This is a genomic window from Sphaerochaeta sp. UBA5849 (assembly GCA_002432715.1).
In the GTDB taxonomy this organism is placed as follows: domain Bacteria; phylum Spirochaetota; class Spirochaetia; order Sphaerochaetales; family Sphaerochaetaceae; genus Sphaerochaeta.
Genome location: DJGJ01000075.1, coordinates 7481 through 29346, shown reverse-complemented (window position 1 = coordinate 29346; position 21866 = coordinate 7481). Strand labels below are relative to the sequence as shown.

The 21866-nt window shown below is 51.7% G+C and carries 22 protein-coding genes and 1 pseudogene; 15 read left to right on the top strand and 8 right to left on the bottom strand.

The annotated features are described in order from the left end of the window. Positions 1-49: 49 nt before the first annotated feature. On the top strand, positions 50-2728 hold the full coding sequence (locus B3K89_RS13740; RefSeq protein WP_345907549.1) for an EAL domain-containing protein: 2679 nt from the start codon (positions 50-52) through the stop codon (positions 2726-2728). Positions 2729-3029: 301 nt separating this feature from the next. Here B3K89_RS13740 and B3K89_RS13735 read toward each other — a convergent pair whose 3' ends face one another. Continuing rightward, complete coding sequence (locus B3K89_RS13735; RefSeq protein WP_013606721.1) at positions 3030-3302, bottom strand: RNA recognition motif domain-containing protein; 273 nt, start codon at positions 3300-3302, stop codon at positions 3030-3032. A 326-nt stretch (positions 3303-3628) separates the two neighbouring features. Between B3K89_RS13735 and B3K89_RS13730 the strand changes: the two genes are divergently transcribed. The 3 genes from B3K89_RS13730 to B3K89_RS13720 all read left to right on the top strand — a co-directional run bounded on the left by B3K89_RS13730 (position 3629) and on the right by B3K89_RS13720 (position 5221). After that, a complete protein-coding gene (locus B3K89_RS13730) occupies positions 3629-4021 on the top strand; it encodes a (deoxy)nucleoside triphosphate pyrophosphohydrolase (protein WP_293890475.1) in 393 nt (130 codons plus the stop codon). Between the two features lie 55 nt (positions 4022-4076). Beyond that, complete coding sequence (locus B3K89_RS13725) at positions 4077-4982, top strand: alpha/beta fold hydrolase (protein WP_298503227.1); 906 nt, start codon at positions 4077-4079, stop codon at positions 4980-4982. Positions 4983-5053: 71 nt separating this feature from the next. Then, the gene (locus B3K89_RS13720; protein ID WP_293890479.1) at positions 5054-5221 is read left to right on the top strand and encodes a hypothetical protein; all 168 of its coding nucleotides are present in this window, start codon (positions 5054-5056) and stop codon (positions 5219-5221) included. Positions 5222-5274: 53 nt separating this feature from the next. Here B3K89_RS13720 and B3K89_RS13715 read toward each other — a convergent pair whose 3' ends face one another. Then, the gene (locus B3K89_RS13715) at positions 5275-6615 is read right to left on the bottom strand and encodes a hypothetical protein (RefSeq protein ID WP_293890481.1); all 1341 of its coding nucleotides are present in this window, start codon (positions 6613-6615) and stop codon (positions 5275-5277) included. A 167-nt stretch (positions 6616-6782) separates the two neighbouring features. On the opposite strand from B3K89_RS13715, the gene B3K89_RS13710 reads away from it, so the two are divergent. The 6 genes from B3K89_RS13710 to B3K89_RS13685 all read left to right on the top strand — a co-directional run bounded on the left by B3K89_RS13710 (position 6783) and on the right by B3K89_RS13685 (position 10929). After that, positions 6783-7394 carry a penicillin-binding protein activator LpoB gene (locus B3K89_RS13710; protein WP_293890483.1) on the top strand — a complete coding sequence of 204 codons (612 nt, stop codon included), beginning with the start codon at positions 6783-6785 and terminating at the stop codon, positions 7392-7394. Between the two features lie 8 nt (positions 7395-7402). After that, positions 7403-8428 (top strand): LPP20 family lipoprotein, encoded by a 1026-nt coding sequence (locus B3K89_RS13705; RefSeq protein WP_293890485.1) that lies wholly within the window; start codon positions 7403-7405, stop codon positions 8426-8428. A gap of 13 nt (positions 8429-8441) precedes the next feature. Further along, positions 8442-9026 (top strand): hypothetical protein, encoded by a 585-nt coding sequence (locus B3K89_RS13700; protein ID WP_293890487.1) that lies wholly within the window; start codon positions 8442-8444, stop codon positions 9024-9026. A gap of 201 nt (positions 9027-9227) precedes the next feature. Next, positions 9228-9788 carry a hypothetical protein gene (locus B3K89_RS13695; RefSeq protein ID WP_345907548.1) on the top strand — a complete coding sequence of 187 codons (561 nt, stop codon included), beginning with the start codon at positions 9228-9230 and terminating at the stop codon, positions 9786-9788. A 113-nt stretch (positions 9789-9901) separates the two neighbouring features. Further along, positions 9902-10309: a rhodanese-like domain-containing protein gene (locus B3K89_RS13690; protein ID WP_293890489.1), complete on the top strand. Its 408-nt coding sequence runs from the start codon at positions 9902-9904 to the stop codon at positions 10307-10309. Further along, positions 10309-10929 (top strand): hypothetical protein, encoded by a 621-nt coding sequence (locus tag B3K89_RS13685; protein WP_293890491.1) that lies wholly within the window; start codon positions 10309-10311, stop codon positions 10927-10929. The genes B3K89_RS13690 and B3K89_RS13685 overlap by 1 nt, the downstream gene beginning before the upstream one ends. Here B3K89_RS13685 and B3K89_RS13680 read toward each other — a convergent pair. From B3K89_RS13680 to B3K89_RS13670, 3 genes are read right to left on the bottom strand one after another with little or no spacing between them, the layout of a single operon-like run. Next, on the bottom strand, positions 10906-13674 hold the full coding sequence (locus B3K89_RS13680; RefSeq protein ID WP_345907547.1) for a diguanylate cyclase: 2769 nt from the start codon (positions 13672-13674) through the stop codon (positions 10906-10908). The genes B3K89_RS13685 and B3K89_RS13680 overlap by 24 nt on opposite strands. Next, positions 13661-14137 carry a hypothetical protein gene (locus tag B3K89_RS13675; RefSeq protein ID WP_293890495.1) on the bottom strand — a complete coding sequence of 159 codons (477 nt, stop codon included), beginning with the start codon at positions 14135-14137 and terminating at the stop codon, positions 13661-13663. Before B3K89_RS13675 ends, B3K89_RS13680 begins: the two co-directional genes overlap by 14 nt. A gap of 57 nt (positions 14138-14194) precedes the next feature. Continuing rightward, on the bottom strand, positions 14195-14959 hold the full coding sequence (locus B3K89_RS13670) for a tryptophan-rich sensory protein (RefSeq protein ID WP_293890497.1): 765 nt from the start codon (positions 14957-14959) through the stop codon (positions 14195-14197). A 116-nt stretch (positions 14960-15075) separates the two neighbouring features. Here B3K89_RS13670 and mgrA point away from each other — a divergent pair, with 116 nt between their 5' ends. The 4 genes from mgrA to B3K89_RS13650 are packed head-to-tail and all read left to right on the top strand — an operon-like array spanning position 15076 to position 17664. Next, entirely contained in the window at positions 15076-16101 is a 1026-nt protein-coding gene (mgrA, locus tag B3K89_RS13665; RefSeq protein WP_293890499.1) for an L-glyceraldehyde 3-phosphate reductase, read from the top strand. Between the two features lie 57 nt (positions 16102-16158). Then, entirely contained in the window at positions 16159-16635 is a 477-nt protein-coding gene (locus tag B3K89_RS13660) for a glutathione peroxidase (protein ID WP_293890501.1), read from the top strand. Next, positions 16635-17108, top strand: coding sequence for a MarR family winged helix-turn-helix transcriptional regulator (locus B3K89_RS13655; protein WP_293890503.1), 474 nt, complete (start codon positions 16635-16637; stop codon positions 17106-17108). Before B3K89_RS13660 ends, B3K89_RS13655 begins: the two co-directional genes overlap by 1 nt. 1 nt (position 17109) lies before the next feature. Then, positions 17110-17664: a lipocalin family protein gene (locus B3K89_RS13650; protein WP_293890505.1), complete on the top strand. Its 555-nt coding sequence runs from the start codon at positions 17110-17112 to the stop codon at positions 17662-17664. A gap of 59 nt (positions 17665-17723) precedes the next feature. Here B3K89_RS13650 and pflA read toward each other — a convergent pair whose 3' ends face one another. Together pflA and pflB are read right to left on the bottom strand one after the other, a co-directional pair. Further along, positions 17724-18488 carry a pyruvate formate-lyase-activating protein gene (gene pflA / locus B3K89_RS13645; RefSeq protein WP_293890507.1) on the bottom strand — a complete coding sequence of 255 codons (765 nt, stop codon included), beginning with the start codon at positions 18486-18488 and terminating at the stop codon, positions 17724-17726. 12 nt (positions 18489-18500) lie between these two features. Beyond that, the gene (pflB, locus tag B3K89_RS13640; protein ID WP_293890509.1) at positions 18501-20711 is read right to left on the bottom strand and encodes a formate C-acetyltransferase; all 2211 of its coding nucleotides are present in this window, start codon (positions 20709-20711) and stop codon (positions 18501-18503) included. Positions 20712-20825: 114 nt separating this feature from the next. On the opposite strand from pflB, the gene B3K89_RS13635 reads away from it, so the two are divergent. Further along, the gene (locus B3K89_RS13635) at positions 20826-21545 is read left to right on the top strand and encodes a Crp/Fnr family transcriptional regulator (RefSeq protein ID WP_293890511.1); all 720 of its coding nucleotides are present in this window, start codon (positions 20826-20828) and stop codon (positions 21543-21545) included. 82 nt (positions 21546-21627) lie between these two features. Here the strand turns inward: B3K89_RS13635 and B3K89_RS13630 are convergent. After that, positions 21628-21866 (bottom strand): annotated as a pseudogene (locus tag B3K89_RS13630) (hypothetical protein); the annotation flags it as partial.

Below are 21866 nucleotides of genomic sequence, written 5' to 3'. Positions count from 1 at the left end.
GGTGTTTGTTGTGATATTCTAGGTTTGTAGTGAATCAGATGCTCCGGTGATGTACAAGGGAGAAGCAATGGTCCTGCAGGGAAAGATACCCAAGCGTGTTCTTCGCTTGATATTTTTGATCGTCCTTCCACTGGCGTTGGTCTGTTTCACCTTGTTCCTTGGATATGAGCACTCCCTACTGACCCAAGCATCCCTGAGACTGCAAGCTGAGCAACAAAAGGGCAATCTCATCATCACCAACCAGATAGAGTCGGTGTTCTCCCAGTACGTATCCGATCTTTTGGTCGTTTATAACTCAAATGAATTCTCGGGCTATATACAAGACCCCAATGAGGGGACACTGTTGCAGTTGGCGCGGTTGTTTGTAAGAATCACAAATCAGAAAGAGTATATGTATCACCAACGGTTCATCGGCACCGAGGGGAAAGAACTCATTCAGGTTGACCGCAATCCAGGAGGTCTCATTACCTTGGTCGGTGAGGATCAGTTGGAGGATTTGCATCAGTTTGAGCTTTTTCAATATACGCGGAATCTGGCTCCGCGGGTGCTGTACATTTCCAAGGTGGCCACTGAGAGAAATGCAGATGGAAGTGAGAAATCGATTATCACCCTTGCGCTGCCCGCTTATCGCGGGTCGGTATTCCTGGGTATCGTTGCCATTGATTTCGATGCATGCCAGCTGCTCTCCTTCTTGGGGGCGTATCAGGGTACGTTGGACAAGGACCTTGGATTCACCCTTGTCGACCAACTTGGGTGGGTGGTGCTTGCTGGAGCCGACTCATGTTCGGCTCTTTATGCATCGTATAGGAATTTATTCAGTGAAGTTTCGGAGCTCCAAGCTGCCTTGTATGACTCGGACCAAGGCTCGGTCACCGTAGACCATACGGTGTACACCTATCAAGCGGTCTATCCGAGGACGAGCGAACGGCTTTCCCGGGCACCGGGACACGTCCGGCTTTGGACACTGGTAAGCTCCTATGATATTGCCGATGTACCACACCTGACCCATGAGTTCTTGCTTTCCCATGGTTCTGTCAAATACGTAATTACCCTGCTGGTACTTGTGCTGGGAAGCCTTCTGGTCATTTTCTATCAGGTTCGAGCCGGTGATAAACAGCAAATGAGGATAAGCTCCCTGATTGCTGATTACGCCACCGATGGCATTGTTGTATGTGATGCCCAGCAGAAAATCACCTTTTGCAACCAAGCATTCGAGCATTTGTCGGGATATAAGCAAAACGAACTGATCGGCAGGAGCTCCCATCGATTGCGGCAAGATCTTCAGGTGGTCGCACGTACGCGCCATCAGGAGGAAGTTCATCCCGCTTGGGTGTTCCATCGTTCAGGCAACAGGTTCTTGACCAGCCTTTCCATTATTCACCTCTTCACCAGGGAGAAGAAACTCGAGTACAGCGTTGAAGTGTACAGCCCCTCTGTGTGGACTCCTGCTGATATCAACGAGCTGTGTGAGTTGGCCAATCATGACCCATCCCAGTGTTTTCCCTCGGTTTTTTCATTGTTGAGCTATAAAACCACGGTGAGTTGCCTCTGTTTCAAGGTGCAGAACAGCAAGGAATTGGGTATGCAGCTCAATCAGATTGAACGTGCCAAGTTCTCGCAGAACCTTGCACAGACGCTTGCAAACCTGTTGGGCTCCACCATCGACGTGTATGCTTTCTCCTTTGATTCCTATTTTGTGTTCCTCAAGGACAGTGGGCTTGACCAGGTCCTGTCCAATAAGATCCAAGGCCTGATGAAGGCTTTCCAAGAGCCCTTCAATACATTCGATATCCGCTTGGATTGCGGGGTTTCAAACTACCCATCCACCTCCTCAAATGTCTTCGACCTCTTGGTGGATGCATACCTGGCAAGCCAGATGGTGGAGAAACTGAAGGATGGTCGGTATGTATTCTACACAAGCGAAGTGAGAAAGCAGTACCAGCGCCATACAGCAATCCGGCAGGCGCTCGCGACTGTGTTCAAGTCCGATCAGATGCGGTTGTTCTATCAGGCCCAACTCTCCATTGAGAAGGGAACCATCATCGGAGCAGAAGCTTTGATCAGATGGGAGCATCCGACTCTCGGATCCATACGACCCGACGAGTTCCTGCCGATTCTGCAAGAGCAGCAACAACTTGATCAGTTGGGTAGGTTTGTTATCACGGAATCCATCCAATTCCTGAGCCGGAATCTTGCCTTCCTGCAAGCAACCTGCCCAGCTTTCTCCTTATCCATCAACCTGAGTCCCGAGGAGTTTTCCAACCCCACCCTCATCGACCTGCTGGGCTCCCTGCTCAGGGAGCACCGTATTCCTGACAACTACCTGACGGTTGAATTGACCGAGCATACAGCCGTAGAGAATCTCACCTCTGCGAACGCAACCTTGGACAAGCTTCATGCCCAAGGCATAGCCATCGCCATCGATGACTTCGGCACCGGCTTCTCCTCTCTCTCGTACCTCATGGAACTGTCGATCGATATGATCAAGATCGACCGTTCCTTCATCTCCCGGTATCCCGACTCTGAATCGGTCACCATCTACAAGACCGTCCTGCTTCTGGCCAAAGAGGTGGGGGCCACCGTGCTGGCCGAGGGTGTGGAAAAAGCTGAGCAGCTCGCTTTCCTTTCGGAAATCGGCTGTGACCAGTATCAGGGCTACTTGTTCTCAAAAGCCGTTGATGAGACAACGTTCCTCAAGCAGATTGAAGAAGTAAATATCCAAACATGATATCAACAAGCTGCCTATTCACAAAAATATGTTGCCGTGCACGGATATGAATACAAGGATTCTTGGGATTGCGCCAGGCTGCCAAGACGTTTGCCGGTTGGATACACCGCATCGGTGAATGCCGGCAGCAGCCTCACGATATCGTTTGAAAGGAATCCGAATCCCCTGCAGTCCCTGAGTGAGAGCGCACTCAACCAGCTATCGAGTATTGATGACGCACCCAAGCCTCCATGGTCGGACAGGGTTTCGATGTAAAAAAGGGAATCCCGAAGGATTCCCTGGTGTGCTCGGTCAAACGCTTTTAGTAGCGGTTGAAGCTCGGGCGGGGTTTGGCGATGGCTTCGTTGACACGAAGATTGCGACCACCAAAGTCCTGGCCGTCAAGCTGGCTGATGGCGGCGATAGCAGCAGAATCGTCTTCCATCTCTACGAAACCGAAGCCCTTGGGGCGGCGAGTCTCGCGGTCAATGATGATGTTTGCACTCAGTACGGTGCCGTACTGTGCGAACAGGTCGCGAAGTTCCTCTTCGCTGGTGTTGTAACTCATGTTACCAACATAAATTTTCTTTGCCATTCAAAGCATCCTTCACAGGCCATTGCCTGTACAATAGAGTATTTGCTCTTTTTGGCGCAGTCTCGAACGTTTAACCTGTCTGCTAGTGGATTCAGTGAAGAACGCATACATACTAAGATAGGGTAAGGGACTAGCTGCAACGCAAAAACCAAAGCAACTGTACGGTAGCATGCCCAAATACTCTTGTCAATGAAGGGCCTTCGGCTCTTTGAACATTTTTTGCAAATATGTAAGAGAAAAGTGTGGCAATATGTAAAGAAACCAGTACAAGGGGTAAAGACTTCAGCCAGTTGGAAAACAAAGGCTCACGATGCTATCATGGGACTATGAAACACATCGAAGTCGCAGCCGCTGTTTTGCTCGAGCATAATACAGTATTTGCTGCTCGGCGGGGCAACAGTGGACCTCTTGGCGGGAAGTGGGAGTTTCCTGGTGGAAAGCTTGAAGAGGGTGAGGACGGCTGCACTGCAATCGTCAGGGAGATTGCCGAGGAGCTGAAAACCCGGATCGAGGTTGTTCGTCCCCTCATAACGGTCAGCTATCAGTATCCAACGTTCTTTGTGACGATGCATGCCTTTCTCTGCCGACGGCTGGAAGGAAATCTTGAGCTGACCGAACATGTTGCTTCTTGTTGGATTGGCAAGGAAGATCTCTACAGCCTTGATTGGTCTGAGGCCGACCTTCCGGTTGTTCGTGAAGTTGAGAAGCTGCTTGTTTGAATTGACTTGCTTCCTGTTTGTTCTCTTGCGATACTGAAGACACAGAGAGGGCCCAGTGGAAAGTGTCCTGATTCCTTCATTCGACAAGTTCTTTCTCTTTTGCAATCTCTATCGAGCAGAGCAAAGCAAGGCGGTAGTCCAAATCATCCATGGGGCTGCTGAATACAAGGCCCGGTATCATACTGTGGCAACCTTTTTACAGAGCCAAGGCTACAACGTATTGGTAAGTGACCAGAGGGGGCATGGAGATTCCACCGATGCCCGTTTTGTAAGGGGGTATCTTCCTTCTGTGGAAGTTTTGGTGGAAGACCAGTGGTATGTGACACAATTTTTGAAACAAGAGTTTCCTCGATTACCGATTCATGTGCTCGCCCATTCGTTCGGCGCAAACGTCGCCCGACTCTACCTGCACTCGCATGATGGGGCTATTGCCTCGTTGATCATGACAGGAGCCCCTTGCTATGTACCTGGAATCGGATTGGTGATGGCACTTGTCAGAGTGTTGATGCTGGTGCTTTCCCCGCACGGCTATGGCTTCATTTCCGGCAAGCTCACTACAAGCGCATCGCTGAAATGGGTTTGTTCAGATCCTTCGGTCATCGAGGAGCGTCGAACCGATCCGTATCGGAAAAATTTTCGGTATCAGTTGGCCTCCATTCACACCATTTTTGATTCAGTGAAAAAATTACATGCCACCCCAACAGGCCCCATCAGCCAGCCTTTGCTGCCCATTCTCTGCATATCGGGTTCAGAAGATCCTGTTCCGGGCTTCAGCAAAGGTTTGGCCGACACAGAGGCTTCATTGAAGCGGATTGGTTACACCCGGTTCTATAAAAAGGTATTTCCTTCAATGAGGCATGAGGTATTGATGGAGAAGGAGAAAGAATTGGTATTCTCGCTGATCGCCGACTTTCTGAATGAGCAAAGGCGGGACGAAAGACTTGACGATTTGCTTTCGTGATATGATTGTATAAGAAGGATTGTTTTCTTTCAGGGCAAAACCCGATTTCATCTTGTAAGGAGCGATGGATTATGAGAAAGAACACACGAGACACGATTCGAAGGCCCAAGGATTGGGAACGAGACCCGGCTTGGGATTCTGATGAGCAAGAGGTTTATACGGAGGAAGGCGGCAAGTCTAAAACCAAAACAAAAACAACACAGAAAGAAGAACCGATTCAGACTGATATCGGAGAGTAATTCTGAATACAAGTTGTACCGTTTCCATCCTCTCAAGCAATTGGGAGGATTTTTCACGGGGCGTAGTACGCCTCACTGAGGTTCAGCTCATCCGCTCTCACCTCCTGGTTGGGAAGGAATACCGTGTGCAACACCCGTCCGGATGCATTGAGGAAGGAGAACTCAAGGTCGTAGACACCCGCTTCGAGATCGATCAAACCCACCCAAGCCTCTGCAGGTAAAAAATGCGTTGAACGGACATCGGCACGCTCGGAGACGTCCTGGGCAACCCGGAAGATGAAGCCAAGGAGCTCCTCGGCCGCCGTCACCTTGTCATCCTGCTGGGCAACAGAATCGTACATGGCAACGCCGACCGCCTTGGCAATGGCTCGCAGCACCGCCTTGGTCTTGGCCAGCTCGCTCTTTGTGCGGAAGGTGTCGATGGCAACATCACTGATGGACTCAATCTTGTGCAGCGTCGTCTCGGCCTGGGACCCGGCTTTCAAAGTGATGCTATGAACGTTTGAGTATATTCCAACCAAAACAGGATAGGCGATTTTTGCCCGGTTGTACGGGCTTACAGAGACATATTCCCATCGCTCCTGTTTTTGGGGAGCCTGACCGCTGAAAGAGATGACATGGAGCCTTGCCTTGCCCTCCTCGGGGGCTCCCTCATCCAAAAGAGAGGGAAGGGGGAAGTTGTACAAATGCGGTTGCGAAGCAAATGCATGCTTTACCTGCTCTTTGGCATAATACGCTGTCGAAGCCTCCCCAAGCGACTGGGCGACCAGTGATGCAAGATAGTTGGTAAGGGCGCTGGTGGAAAAGGAGGAAGCGTAGATTTCAGTATCGACACTCCCCAGTCCATGCTGCGAAGCGTAATTTCGCACCTGCTTGCTGTACCGTTCGTATTTCTGCTTCAGCAACGCCTGCTTTTCCATGCTGCGGTTGAGCTCTACCAAAGCGGACTCTTCCTGACCGAGGGCTATGTAGTTCAAGGCCTTGAACAAGTTCAGATAGATATCCTCATACTCCTCACCCTGGTATGCCTTGGTATTGTCGTTGACGATGAAGGAAGCGATGTTGGCAGTGATGCTTTGGGTGTATGCTTCGCTGATGAGCCGCTCCGATTCCGAAAGTAGTTTGTTCGATTCTTGGTAGTTGTGGTTCAAGCGGGCGAGCATGCCCAGATCGTAGTTGACGATGATCGGCCCCTGTGCCTTCAGAAGAGACGGGGCTTGCATCTGGAGATTGTGATAGGCTTTCTCATAATTGCCCTGCATGACATACGCTTGGGAACTTGAGAGATCGACATAGGAGGAACACCCCAGAAACACCATTGGACAAAGCAGAAGCATACAGAGCAACCTGGCTGCAAACATCGTCCACATCGCTTCTTTGTTTCTCCTCGACATGGCCACAATGTAGCATTCCTGTCCCATGCACGCAACAAGACAATGCTCGAAAATAGGGGCATTTGTCTGTTTTATCCACTTTCATCCTACACAATAGGCGTCTTATCTGGTACACTTGGAATCAATCCAGGCCTGATTGGAGGCCAATGGAACAAGGAGATCCTGAAATGAAACGAACCTTGTATGGGAGCCTGCTCCTTTTGATGGTGATGATGCTGTTTCTCTCCTGCCAGTCTGCCGTTTCTGTCAACCGTCTGAACGCCGAGGACGACATCGATCTGAGTGGAAACTGGAATGATACCGATATCCGCATTGTCTCTGAAGCCTTGGTTGAGTCAAGTTTCTCCTCACCGTGGATCAGTCAATTCCGTATGAAGCATCCGGGCAAGAATCCGGTGGTGATCGTCGGCACTTTCCTCAATCGCAGCAGCGAGCACATCGATACTTCCATCATTGCAAAACGCTATGAGATGGCGTTGATCAACTCCGGCAAGGTGGATATGGTTGCCGACCAATCCTTCAGGGCCTCGGTTCGTGATGAACGGGAGGAGCAGCAGTATTTCGCCAGCGAGGATACCGCCAAGGCTCTTGGCAAGGAGATTGGTGCTGATTACCTGCTGCAGGGAGCGGTTCGAACCAACCTTGACCAGAGTGGCAACCAGACTGTCAGAACATACTATGTCTCCGCCGAGCTGATCGACATCGAGACCAACCGCAAGGTCTGGGTTGGGGAAGAGACTATTAAAAAGCTCATCAAACAGGGCAAGTACAAGTTCTAGGAGGACCGATGACCAAACTTGGCAGATGCATGGTCCTGCTTTTGGTTTTCTTCATGCTCGTCTCCTGCACCCAGTTGGGGACAACCGGATCGGGCAAACCTACATGGCTCGATCGAGGCTATGATGCAACGTATGATGAGACAACGTATCTCTGTGCTGTCGGCTCCGGATCAAATAGGGAACGGGCTGTTGATTCGGCACTCTCTTCGCTGTCTCAGGTTTTCAATGCCCAGGTACGCTCACTGACCGAGGTGACCAGCCTTTCCAGCAGGGAGACCGATGCTGCCGGCAATGTCACCTTCGCCGAATCATCGGAGATGGTGGAGAGCGGAAGCGTAGCTTCACAAACGGGGAACATAATCGGCGCCGAGGTTGTCGGTACCTATATCGATGATCTCGGACGCGTGTATGTACGGGTTGCCCTGCACAGAATGCGTACTGCTGAACTGTACAAGAACAGGATAGCAGAACTTGACGCCTCATTGTCGCAAGCACGCACCAAGAGTGCCCTGGCTTCCGATTCCCTTCGCTCCTATCTCTTGCTGCTGCAGGCAAAGAGCCTTGCCAGGGAACAACAATCACTCTACGACCAGCTGCAGGTACTGCTTCAGCAGCCGCAGAGACAGGTCCTCTTGGGCTATGAACGCGAGCTGGCCGTCCTTGCAGAGAAAATACAGGTCAGTGTCAAAGTTGTCTCCGATGATGCCAGTACTCCTGTGTTGCAGGCTGCCTTCGAGAAAGGATTGCAGGATTTCGGATTCAGGATATCCAAGCAGGAAGAGGGGCCCGTTCTCTTGGTTGTTTATGACGTAGAGCCGCTACAGATGGCTGACAGCCCCTACCAATATGCAAGGTACTCGCTGTCTGTACAACTCATGCAGGGAAACGAGACGTATGTTTCCTATAAGAAAGTTGAGAGGGAAGCTGCTCTTTCACAAGTCGATGCCGTGGCAAAAGCCCTGCGTTCGGCTGGCAACAGCGGTGTAGAAGAATTCTTTAGCCTCATGCTGACAACGCTTGGGGATGAAACGTAGTGGAGGTTTCACAATGAAAACAAAGTATGCGGTGATCGCACTCGTATTGCTGGCTCTCACCTTGACCGGATGTGCATCCGCCAAAGTCAAGGAGGCTCCCGCTCCCGCCCGTCCGGTGATCATTGGTGCTGAAGGCATTCCCCAGCCGGAGTGGGTATACAAGACTGTTTCCACCCAGGATGTCCATTTTGAGACCGGGTATGGAAACATGAGTGACAAGCAGAATTCCATCAAGCGTGCGACGGTGGAAGCCAAGAACAAGATTGCAGCATGGGTGAGCACTACCGTCAAGGAAGTGGTTGTCACCTATGTCAACGATGCCGGCAGCGGCGACGACCGCCAAGCCCTCGACGCCATGGAAGTGATCAGCCGGCAGGTTGCCGAAGCGACGCTCAGCGGTGTTACCACCGAGGAGATCTGGGTGGATGCAGAGGGAGCCGTATGGGTGCTCTGTTCCATCCCGATGGCCAATATTGAAAAGAATTTTGAACCTGCAGCAGAAGCCGTCGCCGAGGCCTTTGTTGAAAGCGATGCCGCAGCTGCTGCAAATGCCAAAATGAAGGACGCCTTTGCAAACCTCCTCAAGGGAGCGATGTAAGTGCTGAAGGCAGGAAGAAGCCATCCTCTCTGCTGCACAGGATCTTTTGGATTTGAAAACCGATCATGCTTTGTCGGTTGAGAAGGTCCACACTGAGAATGAGGTCATGCAACGTGATTTCTGTCCGGTTTCAGCATCATTATGACAAGGATGCATAGACACATTGGAGCTTGGCCTCCTGCTATGAATAAGGATGTATGTATGAAACGAAGTGTATTTGTAATCCTGCTGGGTGTCTTGGTTCTTGCAGGTTGCGCTACTCCCAAGACCAATGCGGATGGATCGCCGTACTGGACGACCCACACACCCAAGAGCACCAGGACGGTGCACTACGAGGTAGGCTCGGCCAAACAGTCGACACCACAGCTCAGCCAGCTTAGGGCGGAGTCGGCGGCCAAGGATGCCATCGGCAGATGGGCATCGACCAATGTGGATAACGCTCTGGTAACGTTCATCGAGGAAGCCGGGGAGGTGCTGAGGACAAAACAAATGTTGGATGTCCTTCAGAACTTGAGCATTCAGACGGTCAATATCGGCCTCAGGGGCGTTACCTTCGTCGAGCGTTATACCGCCGCTGACGGCACGGTATGGGTGCTCGCTTCCTATCCGGTCAAAAACCTCAAGGATGCCTACAGGCAGCAAGCTGCGGAGTTGCAGCAGAAAATGGCTCTTGCACAGGCCCAAGCCGAGGCACAGGCGCTGCAAGCTGAGGCAATGCTTGCCTTCTTGGAGGCGCAACTCGAATCGGGCATTGAAGAATAAGCAACGCAACGTATGAATCATCAGCCAGAAGAGCGTTCTTCTGGCTTTTTTGCAGCCTCCCGGTTGACGTATTGTCTGGATTTTGCCATCTTGAACATAGGAGAACCTAGTAAATGAGTAAGATATATATCATTCTGCTTATCATACTTGTTGTGGTCCTGTTTGTTTCCTTCAATGGCCGGCAAGCAAAGACAACGACAGGCACTGCTGCACCCTATAAGAAAATTTCCGCCCAAGAGGCAATGAATCTCATGCAAAGTGGTCAAGCCTTGACCATCGTCGATGTCCGCACCCCTGCTGAATTTGCTGCCGGTCATATCCAGGGATCTCTCAATGTTCCCAATGAAACCATCGGTTCGAGTGCTCCATCTGCACTTCCTGATCTGGATGCCACCATTCTGGTCTATTGCAGAAGTGGCGCACGCAGTGCACAGGCTGCCAAAAAGCTGTTGGCGATAGGATATACAAACGTTCTTGATTTCGGTGGAATCATCAATTGGCCGTACGAGGTGGTGCGATAGTGGGCAATGCACTGTTTCTCAAGCATCCCGAATATCTGACGATAGTGGATGAGACGGGGATGCGCTACCACGGGGCCGACCAGGAGTGGTTTCCTCTTGTATGGCAACGCAAGGCCGGTTGCGGACCAACCACGGCAAGTAACCTGGTACTGTACAACCGCCACCAAGCGAGTCCAATCGGTAAAACCGACATGGTAAGATTGATGGAGAACATGTGGAATCACATCACTCCCGGCATTATGGGGGTGCATCTGGTGAGCATATTTACCAAAGGCCTGGATGAGCACCTCGCCGAGCAATCACTTGCATACAGTATAGCCAGCCTGCAGGTGGCAAAGGACCGCTTTAGCCGAGCATCCTTTGAAGACATAACAGCCTTCATTGAACAAGCATTGCGATCGGATCAGCCTGTGGCCTTTCTCAACTTGTCTGCAGGAGAGGTGAAGAATTTGGATTCCTGGCACTGGGTAACCATCGTAGGACTGGAACAGCGTGACGGGGAAGTCTTCATCCATGTATACGACGGAGGTACACAGTGGGTCATCGACCTGAAGCTTTGGTATGAGACCACGACCAGGTCGGGCGGCTTTGTCTGCTTACAACGCACTGAGAATCTGTGAGACCATGTTGGGATCGACTTCAGTTCCTGCCAGATGCTTCAAGACTGCCTTGATTTCCTCGTTTGATGCGTTCTCCAAACCTTCACGTTCCCAGACTTCTGCAAGCCTGAGTACTCGGGAAATGTAGGGTATTTCTTCGCCATGCAAGCCTTTCAAATAGCCTGAGCCATCCCACCGCTCGTGGTGATGCAATACCAGGGGGGCCAGATCGATGGTTTCCTCGAAGGTGTTCAGGATGCGGAAGCCGGAAATCACATGCTCCTGATACTGGCGTTGCATGGTAGTATCCCTGCCCTTGGCGTTGATCAGCGTCGCATCCAAAACAACCTTGCCTATGTCGTGGTAATAGCCGGCACGAGTGATGAGGCTTAGGTCTTCACTGCTGACATCAAGGAGCCTGGCGATGCGCATGGCATGCTGTTGCACCCGCAGTGCATGCTCCCTCTCCTTGGGTGCCTTGGCAAAGAGCATGTTGGTGAGCACTTCCAATTGCTGGCGCTGTGTCTCGGTGCGCCTGAGTGTCTTTTGGCGGTACATCCGATCCTCTGCGGCATCGTACAAGTCACGGATACTCTCTTCCTTGAGCATTTTGGTCGCCCATCCCAACGCAATGCTCATACGGCCGGCAAGCACGCCCATGCTGTCCATCCTCTGTTGGATTCGATTGATAATTTCTTGGGCTGTTTCGCTGCCGGTATTCGGAAGCAGCACGACAAACTCGTCCCCGCCGATTCTGCTGACGATATCTGAGCTTCTGCACGAAGCAGAAAGAACCTTGGCCACATCGGTCAGCAACTTATCCCCTGCGGTATGGCCGAAAATATCATTGGTTAGTTTCAAACCGTTGACGTCGCCGACGATGATGGAAATCGGGAGAGCTTTCTTTGTATCGATGGCAACAAGCGCATCGTCGAAATAAGCCCGGTTGTACAATCCTGTCAGTTGGTCATGGAAGCTGAGATATTCAATCTTTGCCAGGTTTGCCTTGCGTTCGGTGTTGTTTGTAAAGGTTACCACGGCTCCAACGACCAGATTATCCTTGATCTGGGGGTAGGCGTAGCACAGTACATCGAAGCAGGTCCCGTCTTTTCGCCAGAACACATCATGTTCCATCTCTACGCCGATTCCGGTGACCAAGGTTTTATGGATCGGACAGTCCTGCTCATCGATTTTCTTTCCATCGGCAGTACTACGGTGGATGAGAGCATGAAGGTTTCTACCCAGCAGTTCCTGTTCTCTCTCATACCCCAACAAGGTAAGACAACTGATATTGCAAAAGGTGCACAATCCTTGCTGGTCGATGCCGAAAATGCCTTCGGCTGTGGAGTCGAGGATCAAGCGCAAACTCTGCCGGCTTTCTTCAAGTTCCCCCTCTTTTTGTTGCTTGATCATGGAGGTATGGAGACTTGCGAAGAGCAGTTTGACCTGGTAGCTGTCCTGTTCAGTATACCCTGAAGGACTGTTTGCAAGAATGACAATGCCTGCAAGCTTCTGATCGACGGCATACCCTATGGTGATCATGGATGTGAGTGCTTCACCGCCGAGATTGAGAAAATCGGAGAGGGGATGCTCAATCGGTCCTTGGTTTTGGATGAGGGTTGAATTGTCAGCCAACAGGTTTTGGTAGAAACGGGTGAATGGCAGCGGGAGCAGCTTGCCCTCCGGTTGCAGGTTTCCATACGATGCATGGACACGCAAGGGCTCAGTCGGGTCATCACAGTGAAGCAAGAGGCCGAAAGTACTGTTTGTCAGTTCCGATACCCTGTTCAAGGCAAGCTGGAATTGGTTTTCCGCCTTCTCCCTGGAGGAGAGTATGTCCACCAGCAAGGCGGACCGCTTGAGGTTTTGTTGCAAATCCTCTTCCTGCCTGACCTGTTCGGTGATATCGAGGGCAAACGTACCAACTCCGGGGTTTCCGTCAGGAAGCACGAGCGGAAACTTGCTGATCCTGTACATGCAGTTGTCCCAGGCTATATCCTCCACCATCCGCTTCTGTTGTGCCATCACAACCTCATCAAGGTTCTTCAGCTTTGCAGAAAAATCAGGAGGGACGAGACTTTCGATCGAGCTTCCCAGCATTTGGTCGGAGCGCTTGCCGACAAACAACTCAAGGGCGGCATTCACAAACATGAGCTTTCCCTGCTCATCTTGGATGTAGCTTATCCGTCGATCGGCATCGAGGAAGTTCTGCAGAAGCTTGATGGAATAGTTTTGCTTCTTTTGCTGTTCTTCCAGCCTATGCATCAACCTGACCTGAAGGACAAGGAAGAGGGCGATGAACAGGATGGCGACGATGAGCACGGTGAACAGGGCAATGGAAAAGATTCGGCTTCTTACCAGCTGATGTTCCTGCCGGGTTCTATCCTGGAGTATGACCAGGTAGAAATAGGTATCGTTGCTGACCAAGCTCTGCACGGTAACCTGCAGTGTGCGTACCTGGCCGTCCGTATGGGGAATCGTCAGCGTTTTTCCATGAAGGTCGGCAAGGCTTTGGTCTTTCATGCCAAGCAAGGAGAGAAGGGAACGACCGACCAGCCGATCATGGGGAATGGCGAAGAATGTGGACGATATGGGATTCGCATAGACAATCGACTTGTCCTGTGCATCTACGAGCAAAACGGGTTCACTCATGTAGTCAATGGCTGCATCGAGGCTTGGCAGGTCCACCGACCAGAGCAAAAGAGGAGTCAAAAGGAGGATGATCAGGGTGAGACGGCGCCTGGCCCACTGTTCATTCATCATCATCTTGTGCCGATTCCATGGGTAGGAAAGCCTGCTCTGCAGCCAGGGGTCTGCTATACAAGTAGCCTTGCATGTAATCACAGTCGAGCTTTTGGGGCTCTCCTTCCTGCGCCCTCGTCCCGACACAACCGGCGATCACCAATTTGTCTATCTGGTGAGCGAAGGAGATTGGCACGACATACTTGCTCACCGCCACTCCCGCCACTTTCAAGGTGCTGTACATCTGCAGGTCAAGCTGGTGCTCCGCATCGATGACGGTAATCAGGACTCTGGCATAGCTTTTTGCAAGCAAGGAGGCTTCCTGGATTCGTTCCTTGTAATAGAATGAGGAAAGGGAGTTGATCATCAGAATCCCTGCTGCGAAAATCAGCATCAGGATGAGCCGTGAAGGCACAATGACAGACTTCCAAGAGTTGAGGGGTTTCTTGTTTTTGGGTAAGTCCGGCACACTGTTCTTTCTGGACATGTATCTTTCACCCTACCATCGGCTTTCTGATGCGTCAATAATGCCGCCATCCTGCTCCTAGTTCTTTTTCATGCTTTTTTGCTGTTTGAAGAAGAAGCCCAAACAAACAACAAACACGGCCAAGGCGAGGCACGTTGCAACAATGACCATCATGTACTGTGATGCAAATCCTTCTTGGGACGTATGCTTGATCAGAATGCCGGTATAAGCCCAGATCAGGGTGATCAGGTATGCCTTGTCCTTGGTTCTGAACGCCCAAGCCAGGCCGATGGCAACGCCAACCACCAAGACCGCCACCGTCCACACAGGCTCGGGGATTGAGAACCCTGTGAACTGTGCCGAAACAAGCAGTGCTGTGATGTTGGCTATGGTTGCAACGGTGATCCATCCCAAATACACGCTGAAGGGAATGCGTACCGCCCATACAAACATACGGTCCCCCTTCATGGTCTGAATTATAAGATTGATGCGTATCAACAGAGCAAGGATGCACAGCATCAACACTACCGAAAGGCCGATCTTATGGTAGTGCCAGCTGAAGATCCACAGGCTATTGGCGATACTGGAGAGGGCGAACAACAAGCCGACTGTGTCCAAGGTCTCTTTGTGCTTGTTGGTGAACTGATAGATGGTATGCAAGGCGAGCAGCAAGTAAATGAAAGCCCAAATCGAGAAGGTGATGCCGGCTGGGGCGAATAGGTTGGGGTAGGAGTCGGATACGGCGCCTGTATTCATGCCGCCGATCGGCAGAATGTTGGCAAGGGCGTTTACGGCAACCATGACCAGATAGCTCAGGGCGACAAGAACGGGAACTCGTTTCATACAACCTCCAAATTTATTATCGTATGCAGTCAGTCTAGCTATTGGTGATAGGGAAGTCAAAAGAAATAGAACAGGGGCGATGTTTCGTGTACACTAGGGTGTACAAGGAGTTGCTTATGTATAAACCAAACCCTCAACGTTACGATGCCATGTTGTATAATCGGTGTGGCAAGAGCGGATTAAAACTTCCTGCCGTCTCATTGGGACTGTGGCAAAACTTCGGAGACCAGACCTCGTTGGTCAATGCAAGGAAAATGTTGCATACGGCATTCGACTTGGGAATTACCCATTTTGACTTGGCGAACAACTATGGTCCTCCTCCGGGATCGGCCGAGCTGAACTTCGGCAAGTTGTTGGCGCAGGATTTTGCCTCCTACCGGGATGAGTTGGTCATCTCCACAAAAGCCGGATATCTGATGGGCCCCGGCCCCTACGGGGAGTGGGGAAGCCGCAAATACCTGCTTTCGAGCCTCGATGCAAGCCTCAAGCGAATGGGACTTGAGTATGTGGATATTTTCTATTCACATCGATTCGATCCCGATACCCCGCTTGAGGAGACGATGGGAGCCCTGGCCACCGCCTACCACCGCGGCAAATGCCTGTATGTAGGAATCTCCTCCTACTCGGCTGTAAAAACAAGAGAAGCATATGCCATCCTCAAGCAGATGGGCGTTCCCCTGTTGATTCACCAACCCTCCTATTCCATGCTCAATCGTTGGGTGGAAGCAGAGTTGCTTGCAACGCTGCAAGAGCTGGGAGTGGGAACCATCTGCTTCTCGCCCTTGGCGCAGGGAATGCTGACCGACCGATACCTGCAGGATATTCCCCAGGGAAGCCGTGCTTCGCGGCAAGGCAGCCCACTGTCACAAAGCATGCTTACCGAAGAGAACCTGTCAAACATTCGCTCTCTGAATGAAATTGCTCGAGAGCGCGGGCAATCCCTGGCACAAATGGCCTTGGCTTGGTGTTTGAGGCGCAAGGAGATAACCAGCGTCCTCATCGGGGCAAGTTCGGCCGAACAGATCATCGAGAACGTAGGAGCGTTGCAGAATCTTGTGTTCAGCGATGAGGAGCTTGCCAGGATTGACGTCTTTGCAAAAGATGGGAACATCAATCTCTGGGCCCGGTCGAGCAAGGATTGACAAGAATATTTGCTTCTGTTATATTGTTCGCAACTTAATTGAAAGAAAGGAAAGCCTATGGCAACCATATATGATTTCAAGGCAGTTGCGAACAATCAGATCGAGTTCGACTTTGCAACCTTGCAAGGTAAAACGTTGTTGATTGTCAACACTGCGAGCAAATGCGGTTTCACGTCCCAGTATGATGATTTGGAAAAGCTCTACCGGCAATACAAGGACAAAGGGCTTGTAGTACTAGGCTTTCCCTGCGACCAATTCGCCCATCAGGAACCCGGCAGCGATGCCGATATTGCCGAGTTCTGCAGGGTCAACCATGGGGTGACCTTTCCGTTGATGAGCAAAATCGATGTCAATGGGAAGGCTGCGCACCCTATTTTTACCTGGCTGAAACAGCAGGCCCCAGGAAAACTGGGCAGCGCCATCAAGTGGAATTTCACCAAATTCCTGGTTGAGAAGGATGGTTTGACGGTTCATCGGTATGCCCCATCCGACTCTCCTCTCTCCCTGATCCCAATCCTCGAGGAGGTCCTGTAATGGCCTATGACCAACTCCTGCTTTCCAATCAACTGTGTTTTCGTTTTTATGCCTTGGAACGGGAGCTCATGGCTGCCTACCGACCGCTGCTTGACCATCTGGGTTTGACCTATGCCCAATACATCACGCTTCTCTATCTGTGGGAGCATGAAAAGGCAACGGTTGGGGAACTCTGCACTGCCCTGAGCCTGGACACCGGAACCATGTCCCCGCTGCTCAAGCGCCTTGAGTCGGCAAAGCTGATCGAGCGTCACCGCCTTCCCAGCGATGAGCGGACTGTGGAGGTGCTGCTGACCAAAACAGGGCGGGAGTTGGAACAGAAAGCTGTTTCCATCCCGGGTCACATCGCAACATGCCTGCTCAGCAGCGACCGTGATGAGCAAGGTAAAAAATATGCAGAACTCAGGGAGATGCTCGACCAGACGCTTGAGCGGCTCAAGCGAACACGCAAAGAACGAGAGGCAGGGAAGTAATATGAAGAAGGTACCTAAGGCAGCAGTGATTTCTGTAATTTTGACAGCGTTGGTTTCGCTTGTCGGTTGTGCAACGGCAATTCCTGAATCAGAACGGCTTGCGACCGTCGATTCCTTGGATTTGAACCGGTATCTTGGTTCTTGGTATGAAGTGGCCCGATACCAGCACAGCTTCGAGAAAAACCTGGTTGGGGCGAAAGCCGAGTATTCGCTTCGCGACGACGGGCGCATCCAGGTGGTGAACAGCGGGCTGAAAAAGGATCTTGACGGAACGTTGACTTCGGTAAAGGCAGTAGCCTGGAGACCGGATGAGAGCGAACCCGGTCGACTCAAGGTGAAATTCTTCGGCCTCTTCACCTCCGACTACTTGGTCTTCGGCTTGGATGAGCAGAACTATCAATGGGCTTTGGTCGGCAATGACTCACGGGAATTTCTCTGGTTCCTTTCTCGAACTCCCACTGTCAGTGATGAGCTGCTTGAGTCGATGAAGAAGGTGGCCCAAGAGCAGGGCTACGACCTTGAGAAACTGTATTTGGTACCACAGAAGGAGCGATGATCGCACTTCTTTTTCGTTTTTCAAGCAAGGGCTTGCCGGTATGGCAAGCCCTTCTTGGGTCAACCGACTTTGCTTTCCTTCTCTTCACCAAGAGAGGTCATCAGGACCTTCAGCCCCTGTTCTTCAAACACCGATCGAGCCATTGCCAGTTGCTTGGCATCAGGTTCTGGTACATCCTTGAAGCTGTAGTGCAGCTTCAGCTGTTCCCACTTGTACCGCCCCAACCGATGGTAGGGCAACAGCTCAACTTGCTCAATGCAACTGAAGGCCGTTAAAAAACTTGCCAAAGCCTGCAACGAGTGTTCATCAAGTGTCCATCCGGGCACCAGTACATGCCGTATCCATACCTTCTTGCCGATGCTCTGGCAGTAGGCCAGGGTGGACAGGGTGAGTGCGTTGCCCATACCGGTAAGGCTGAAGCACATCCGGTCATCCAGGCTCTTGATATCCAAGAGAATCAGGTCGGCGGCATCAAGGACCGGCTTGGACAGCTGTAGCGGAACGCTGCCTGCTGTATCGAGGGCGGTATGCAAGCCTTCACTTTTGAGGCGATTGATCAGGTCGAGGGTGAACTCCGGTTGCTTCAGCGGCTCCCCTCCGCTGATGGTAACCCCGCCCTTGGCAATGAAATTCCGGTATCCCAGAATCTCCTTGACCAAATCCTCGCTGGCAGTCGGCTTGCCTCCCTTCAAATTCCACGTATCGGGATTATGACAATAGCGGCATCTGAGGGAGCACCCTTGCAAAAAGACCACATAGCGCAGACCAGGGCCGTCCAAGGTGCCCAGACTCTCCACCGAATGGACAGATCCAATTACTGACATACTTCCTCCTGCTTATAGGGATTCGTGGAAGGTGCGGTGAATGACGTCAAGTTGCTGTTCGCGGGAAAGCTTGATGAAGTTGACCGCGTACCCGCTGACCCTGATGGTCAACTGGGGATATTTTTCCGGGTGATCCATGGCATCGAGCAGTGTGCTCTTCTCCATGACGTTCACATTGATGTGATGCCCGCTCTGGGCAAAGTAGCCATCCATGAGGGTTGTCAGGTTGGCCACCTGCATCTCCTTGTTCTTTCCAAGGGTGGAAGGAACGATGGAGAAGGTATAGCTGATACCATCCTGGGCATAGGCATACGGCAATTTCGCCACGCTTTTCATACTGGCGACCGATCCCTTCTGGTCCCGTCCGTGCATGGGGTTTGCTCCCGGTGCGAACGGCTCGCCCGCCTTTCTTCCGTCAGGAGTCGAACCGGTCTTCTTTCCGTAGACCACATTGCTGGTGATGGTCAGCACCGAAAGGGTGGGAATGCTTTGTCGATAGGTGGTATGTTTCTTCATTTTCTGCATGAACGACTTCACCAACTCCCGGGCGATGGAATCGACGCGCTCATCGTCGTTGCCATAGGAGGGATAGCTTCCTTCAATCTCAAAATCGACGGCAAGGCCGCTCTCGTCCCTGATCGGCTTGACCTTTGCATACTTGATGGCCGACAAGCTGTCTGCAACAACGCTCAGGCCGGCGATTCCGCCTGCCATGGTCCTGACTATCTGCTCGTCGTGCAAAGCCATTTCCAATCGTTCATAGCTGTATTTATCGTGCATGTAATGAATGACGTTCAGCGTATCGATATACAGCTTGGCAAGCCAGCTGCTCATCGCTTCAAAGCGATCGGTCACGGTAGCATAGTCCAGGTATTCATCAGTGATGGGAGCCAACTTGGGACCGACCTGCTCCCCGCTCTTCTCATCGCGGCCGCCGTTGATTGCATAGAGCAAGGTCTTGGCCAGATTGACGCGTGCGCCGAAGAACTGCATCTGCTTGCCGATCCGCATCGCAGAGACACAGCAGGCAATACCGTAATCGTCACCGTAGTCGACTCTCATCAAATCGTCGTTCTCATACTGAATAGAGGAGGTTTCGATCGAGAGCTTTGCACAGTAGTTCTTGAAGGCCTGGGGAAGATTTTGGCTCCACAGTACCGTAAGATTCGGCTCGGGCGCCGGTCCGAGATTGGTCAAGCTGTGAAGGAACCGGTAGCTCATTTTGGTGACCATGTGCCTCCCATCGAGGCACATGCCTCCGATTGATTCGGTAACCCAGGTCGGATCTCCGCTGAACAGCTGGTCGTAGGAGGGGGTTCTGAGGAAGCGGATGATCCTGAGCTTCATGATGAAGTGGTCGACCAGCTCTTGGATCTCCGCCTCGCTGAAGGTTCCGGCTTTCAGGTCCTGCTGAGCATAGATATCCAGGAAGGTGGAGACTCGTCCCAGGCTCATGGCTGCACCGTTCTGTTCCTTCGTTGCTGCAAGGAAGGCGAAATACAGCCACTGAATGGCCTCTTTGGTGTTCTTGGCAGGGTTGGAGATGTCATAGCCGTAGGAGAGGGCCATTTCCTTGAGCTCGGCGAGGGAGCGGATTTGCTCGCTGAGTTCCTCACGACCCTGGATGACCGCTTCGGTCATTGCATCAAAGGTATAGTGGTCCTTTGCACGTTTCTTCTGTTCGATCAAAAAATTGACACCGTAGAGGGGAACCCGGCGGTAGTCGCCGATGATCCTTCCCCGGCCGTAGGCATCGGGAAGTCCGGTGATGATCCCGCTGTGGCGGACTTTCTTCATCTCGTCGGTGTAGACATCAAACACACCGTCATTGTGCGTCTTTCGGTAGGTGAAGATCTTGTCGATGTCCTCGCCCAGGGTTCTGCCGTATGCCTGCAGTTCGGTATGCACCAGCCTGATGCCTCCAAAAGGCATGATGGCACGCTTCAGCGGCTCGTCCGTCTGAAGTCCTACAATCTGTTCAAGTTCCTGGTCGATGTATCCATTCTTGTGGCTGGTGATGGTGGAAATGGTTTTTTCGTCGATATCGTACATGCCGCCGCGCTGGCGTTCGACGGTGAGCAGGTCCTTGAGTTTGTCCCACAGGTGCAGGGTGCGCTCGGTAGGCCCCTGCAAGAAGGAAGCATCCCCATCGTAGGGGGTGTAGTGCTCTACAATGAAAGCTCTTGTGTTGATTTCGTACGTGCGGTCTTCTCTATCGTTCATGATGTTTCCTCTTTCACAGAATTCCCGTATACTTTTCTTGTCTTTGATATACCATGCCCGTTATGTTTATACTGTGATTGAAATCACAAATTGAGTATTTTACTAGGAGATACCATGGAAGTGTCCAGCCAGTGCCCGCATTGCACCAACGACCATTGCATCCGAAGCGTCCCCCTTTTTGCCTCCCTGGAGCCGGACGCAGTACACGCCCTTACAGCGCAGATGGAGCACAAACACTATCAAAAAGGGGAAATATTGGTGAGGGAAGGTGATACGGCCACCGGATTTACCGTCATCAGGCAGGGCAGTGCAAAAGCATACCGAACCAATGCCGACGGCCGCGAGCAGATTCTCTACATCTTTCCTGCAAATGATTACTACGGCGCACGGTTTCTCTTCACCGAGGAAAAAGTTCCCTACACAGTTGAAGCGCTGGAGGAGACCGATGTTTGCATACTCAGCAAGGCCCAATTCGCCCTGTTGCTTGAGAAGCACAGCTCTGTAGCCCTGCAGATCATTGGAGCAATGGCCAATCGGATGAGCAGGCTTGAGACGGCGATGCAGAGCATGGGCGGAAGGAATGCAGACTTGAGAATTGCCAGTCTACTGCTCGAGTTCAAGGAACCCTACGGACGATACAATGGTTCGCATCTGGAAATAACCCTCCCCTTGAGCAGGGAAGGGTTGGCGAATTACCTGGGACTTGCCCGTGAGACGCTCAGCCGCAAGCTGGTACAGTTCGAGGAGGATGGCTTGATCGAGCTCATCGGGCAAAAAGTGGTGCGCATCCTGGATTTGGAGCGTTTGGCCGGTCTCTCCGTCCTAGTGGACTAAGCCTTGGCTGCTTTCTCATAGATTGCCTCAATCTCCTGTTTCCCCACCAAGGCCTGCTTGGGAACCCAGACATCCAGAAGCCTCAAGAGGACAAAAATGGGGGGATCTTGAGTTGGTATGCCGTGGTGCTCAGCACCTGCCTGCCAAGCTCCTGATTGAAGAGCCCGAGGAGAATCAGGACAACCGATACAACCAAGAATAAGCGATATCGCTTCAAGACCTGTGCGATGACAAAGGCCACAAGGAAGGAGAAAACGAAAGCAAGGGCATTGCGATAGATTGCAAGCTTTTTGCCAAAATATTGCATCTCCACCGGGAGGG

Coding starts and splice junctions, on each gene's coding strand:
- B3K89_RS13635 (WP_293890511.1), top strand. CDS start 20,826: ATGGAAGTGTCCAGCCAGTGCCCGCATTGCACCAACGACCATTGCATC.
- pflA (WP_293890507.1), bottom strand. CDS start 18,488: ATGTCAGTAATTGGATCTGTCCATTCGGTGGAGAGTCTGGGCACCTTG.
- B3K89_RS13650 (WP_293890505.1), top strand. CDS start 17,110: ATGAAGAAGGTACCTAAGGCAGCAGTGATTTCTGTAATTTTGACAGCG.
- B3K89_RS13675 (WP_293890495.1), bottom strand. CDS start 14,137: ATGTCCAGAAAGAACAGTGTGCCGGACTTACCCAAAAACAAGAAACCC.
- B3K89_RS13680 (WP_345907547.1), bottom strand. CDS start 13,674: ATGATGATGAATGAACAGTGGGCCAGGCGCCGTCTCACCCTGATCATC.
- mgrA (WP_293890499.1), top strand. CDS start 15,076: ATGTATAAACCAAACCCTCAACGTTACGATGCCATGTTGTATAATCGG.
- B3K89_RS13655 (WP_293890503.1), top strand. CDS start 16,635: ATGGCCTATGACCAACTCCTGCTTTCCAATCAACTGTGTTTTCGTTTT.
- B3K89_RS13660 (WP_293890501.1), top strand. CDS start 16,159: ATGGCAACCATATATGATTTCAAGGCAGTTGCGAACAATCAGATCGAG.
- B3K89_RS13690 (WP_293890489.1), top strand. CDS start 9,902: ATGAGTAAGATATATATCATTCTGCTTATCATACTTGTTGTGGTCCTG.
- B3K89_RS13730 (WP_293890475.1), top strand. CDS start 3,629: ATGAAACACATCGAAGTCGCAGCCGCTGTTTTGCTCGAGCATAATACA.
- B3K89_RS13695 (WP_345907548.1), top strand. CDS start 9,228: ATGAAACGAAGTGTATTTGTAATCCTGCTGGGTGTCTTGGTTCTTGCA.
- B3K89_RS13740 (WP_345907549.1), top strand. CDS start 50: ATGTACAAGGGAGAAGCAATGGTCCTGCAGGGAAAGATACCCAAGCGT.
- B3K89_RS13705 (WP_293890485.1), top strand. CDS start 7,403: ATGACCAAACTTGGCAGATGCATGGTCCTGCTTTTGGTTTTCTTCATG.
- B3K89_RS13700 (WP_293890487.1), top strand. CDS start 8,442: ATGAAAACAAAGTATGCGGTGATCGCACTCGTATTGCTGGCTCTCACC.
- B3K89_RS13710 (WP_293890483.1), top strand. CDS start 6,783: ATGAAACGAACCTTGTATGGGAGCCTGCTCCTTTTGATGGTGATGATG.
- B3K89_RS13720 (WP_293890479.1), top strand. CDS start 5,054: ATGAGAAAGAACACACGAGACACGATTCGAAGGCCCAAGGATTGGGAA.
- pflB (WP_293890509.1), bottom strand. CDS start 20,711: ATGAACGATAGAGAAGACCGCACGTACGAAATCAACACAAGAGCTTTC.
- B3K89_RS13735 (WP_013606721.1), bottom strand. CDS start 3,302: ATGGCAAAGAAAATTTATGTTGGTAACATGAGTTACAACACCAGCGAA.
- B3K89_RS13670 (WP_293890497.1), bottom strand. CDS start 14,959: ATGAAACGAGTTCCCGTTCTTGTCGCCCTGAGCTATCTGGTCATGGTT.
- B3K89_RS13715 (WP_293890481.1), bottom strand. CDS start 6,615: ATGTCGAGGAGAAACAAAGAAGCGATGTGGACGATGTTTGCAGCCAGG.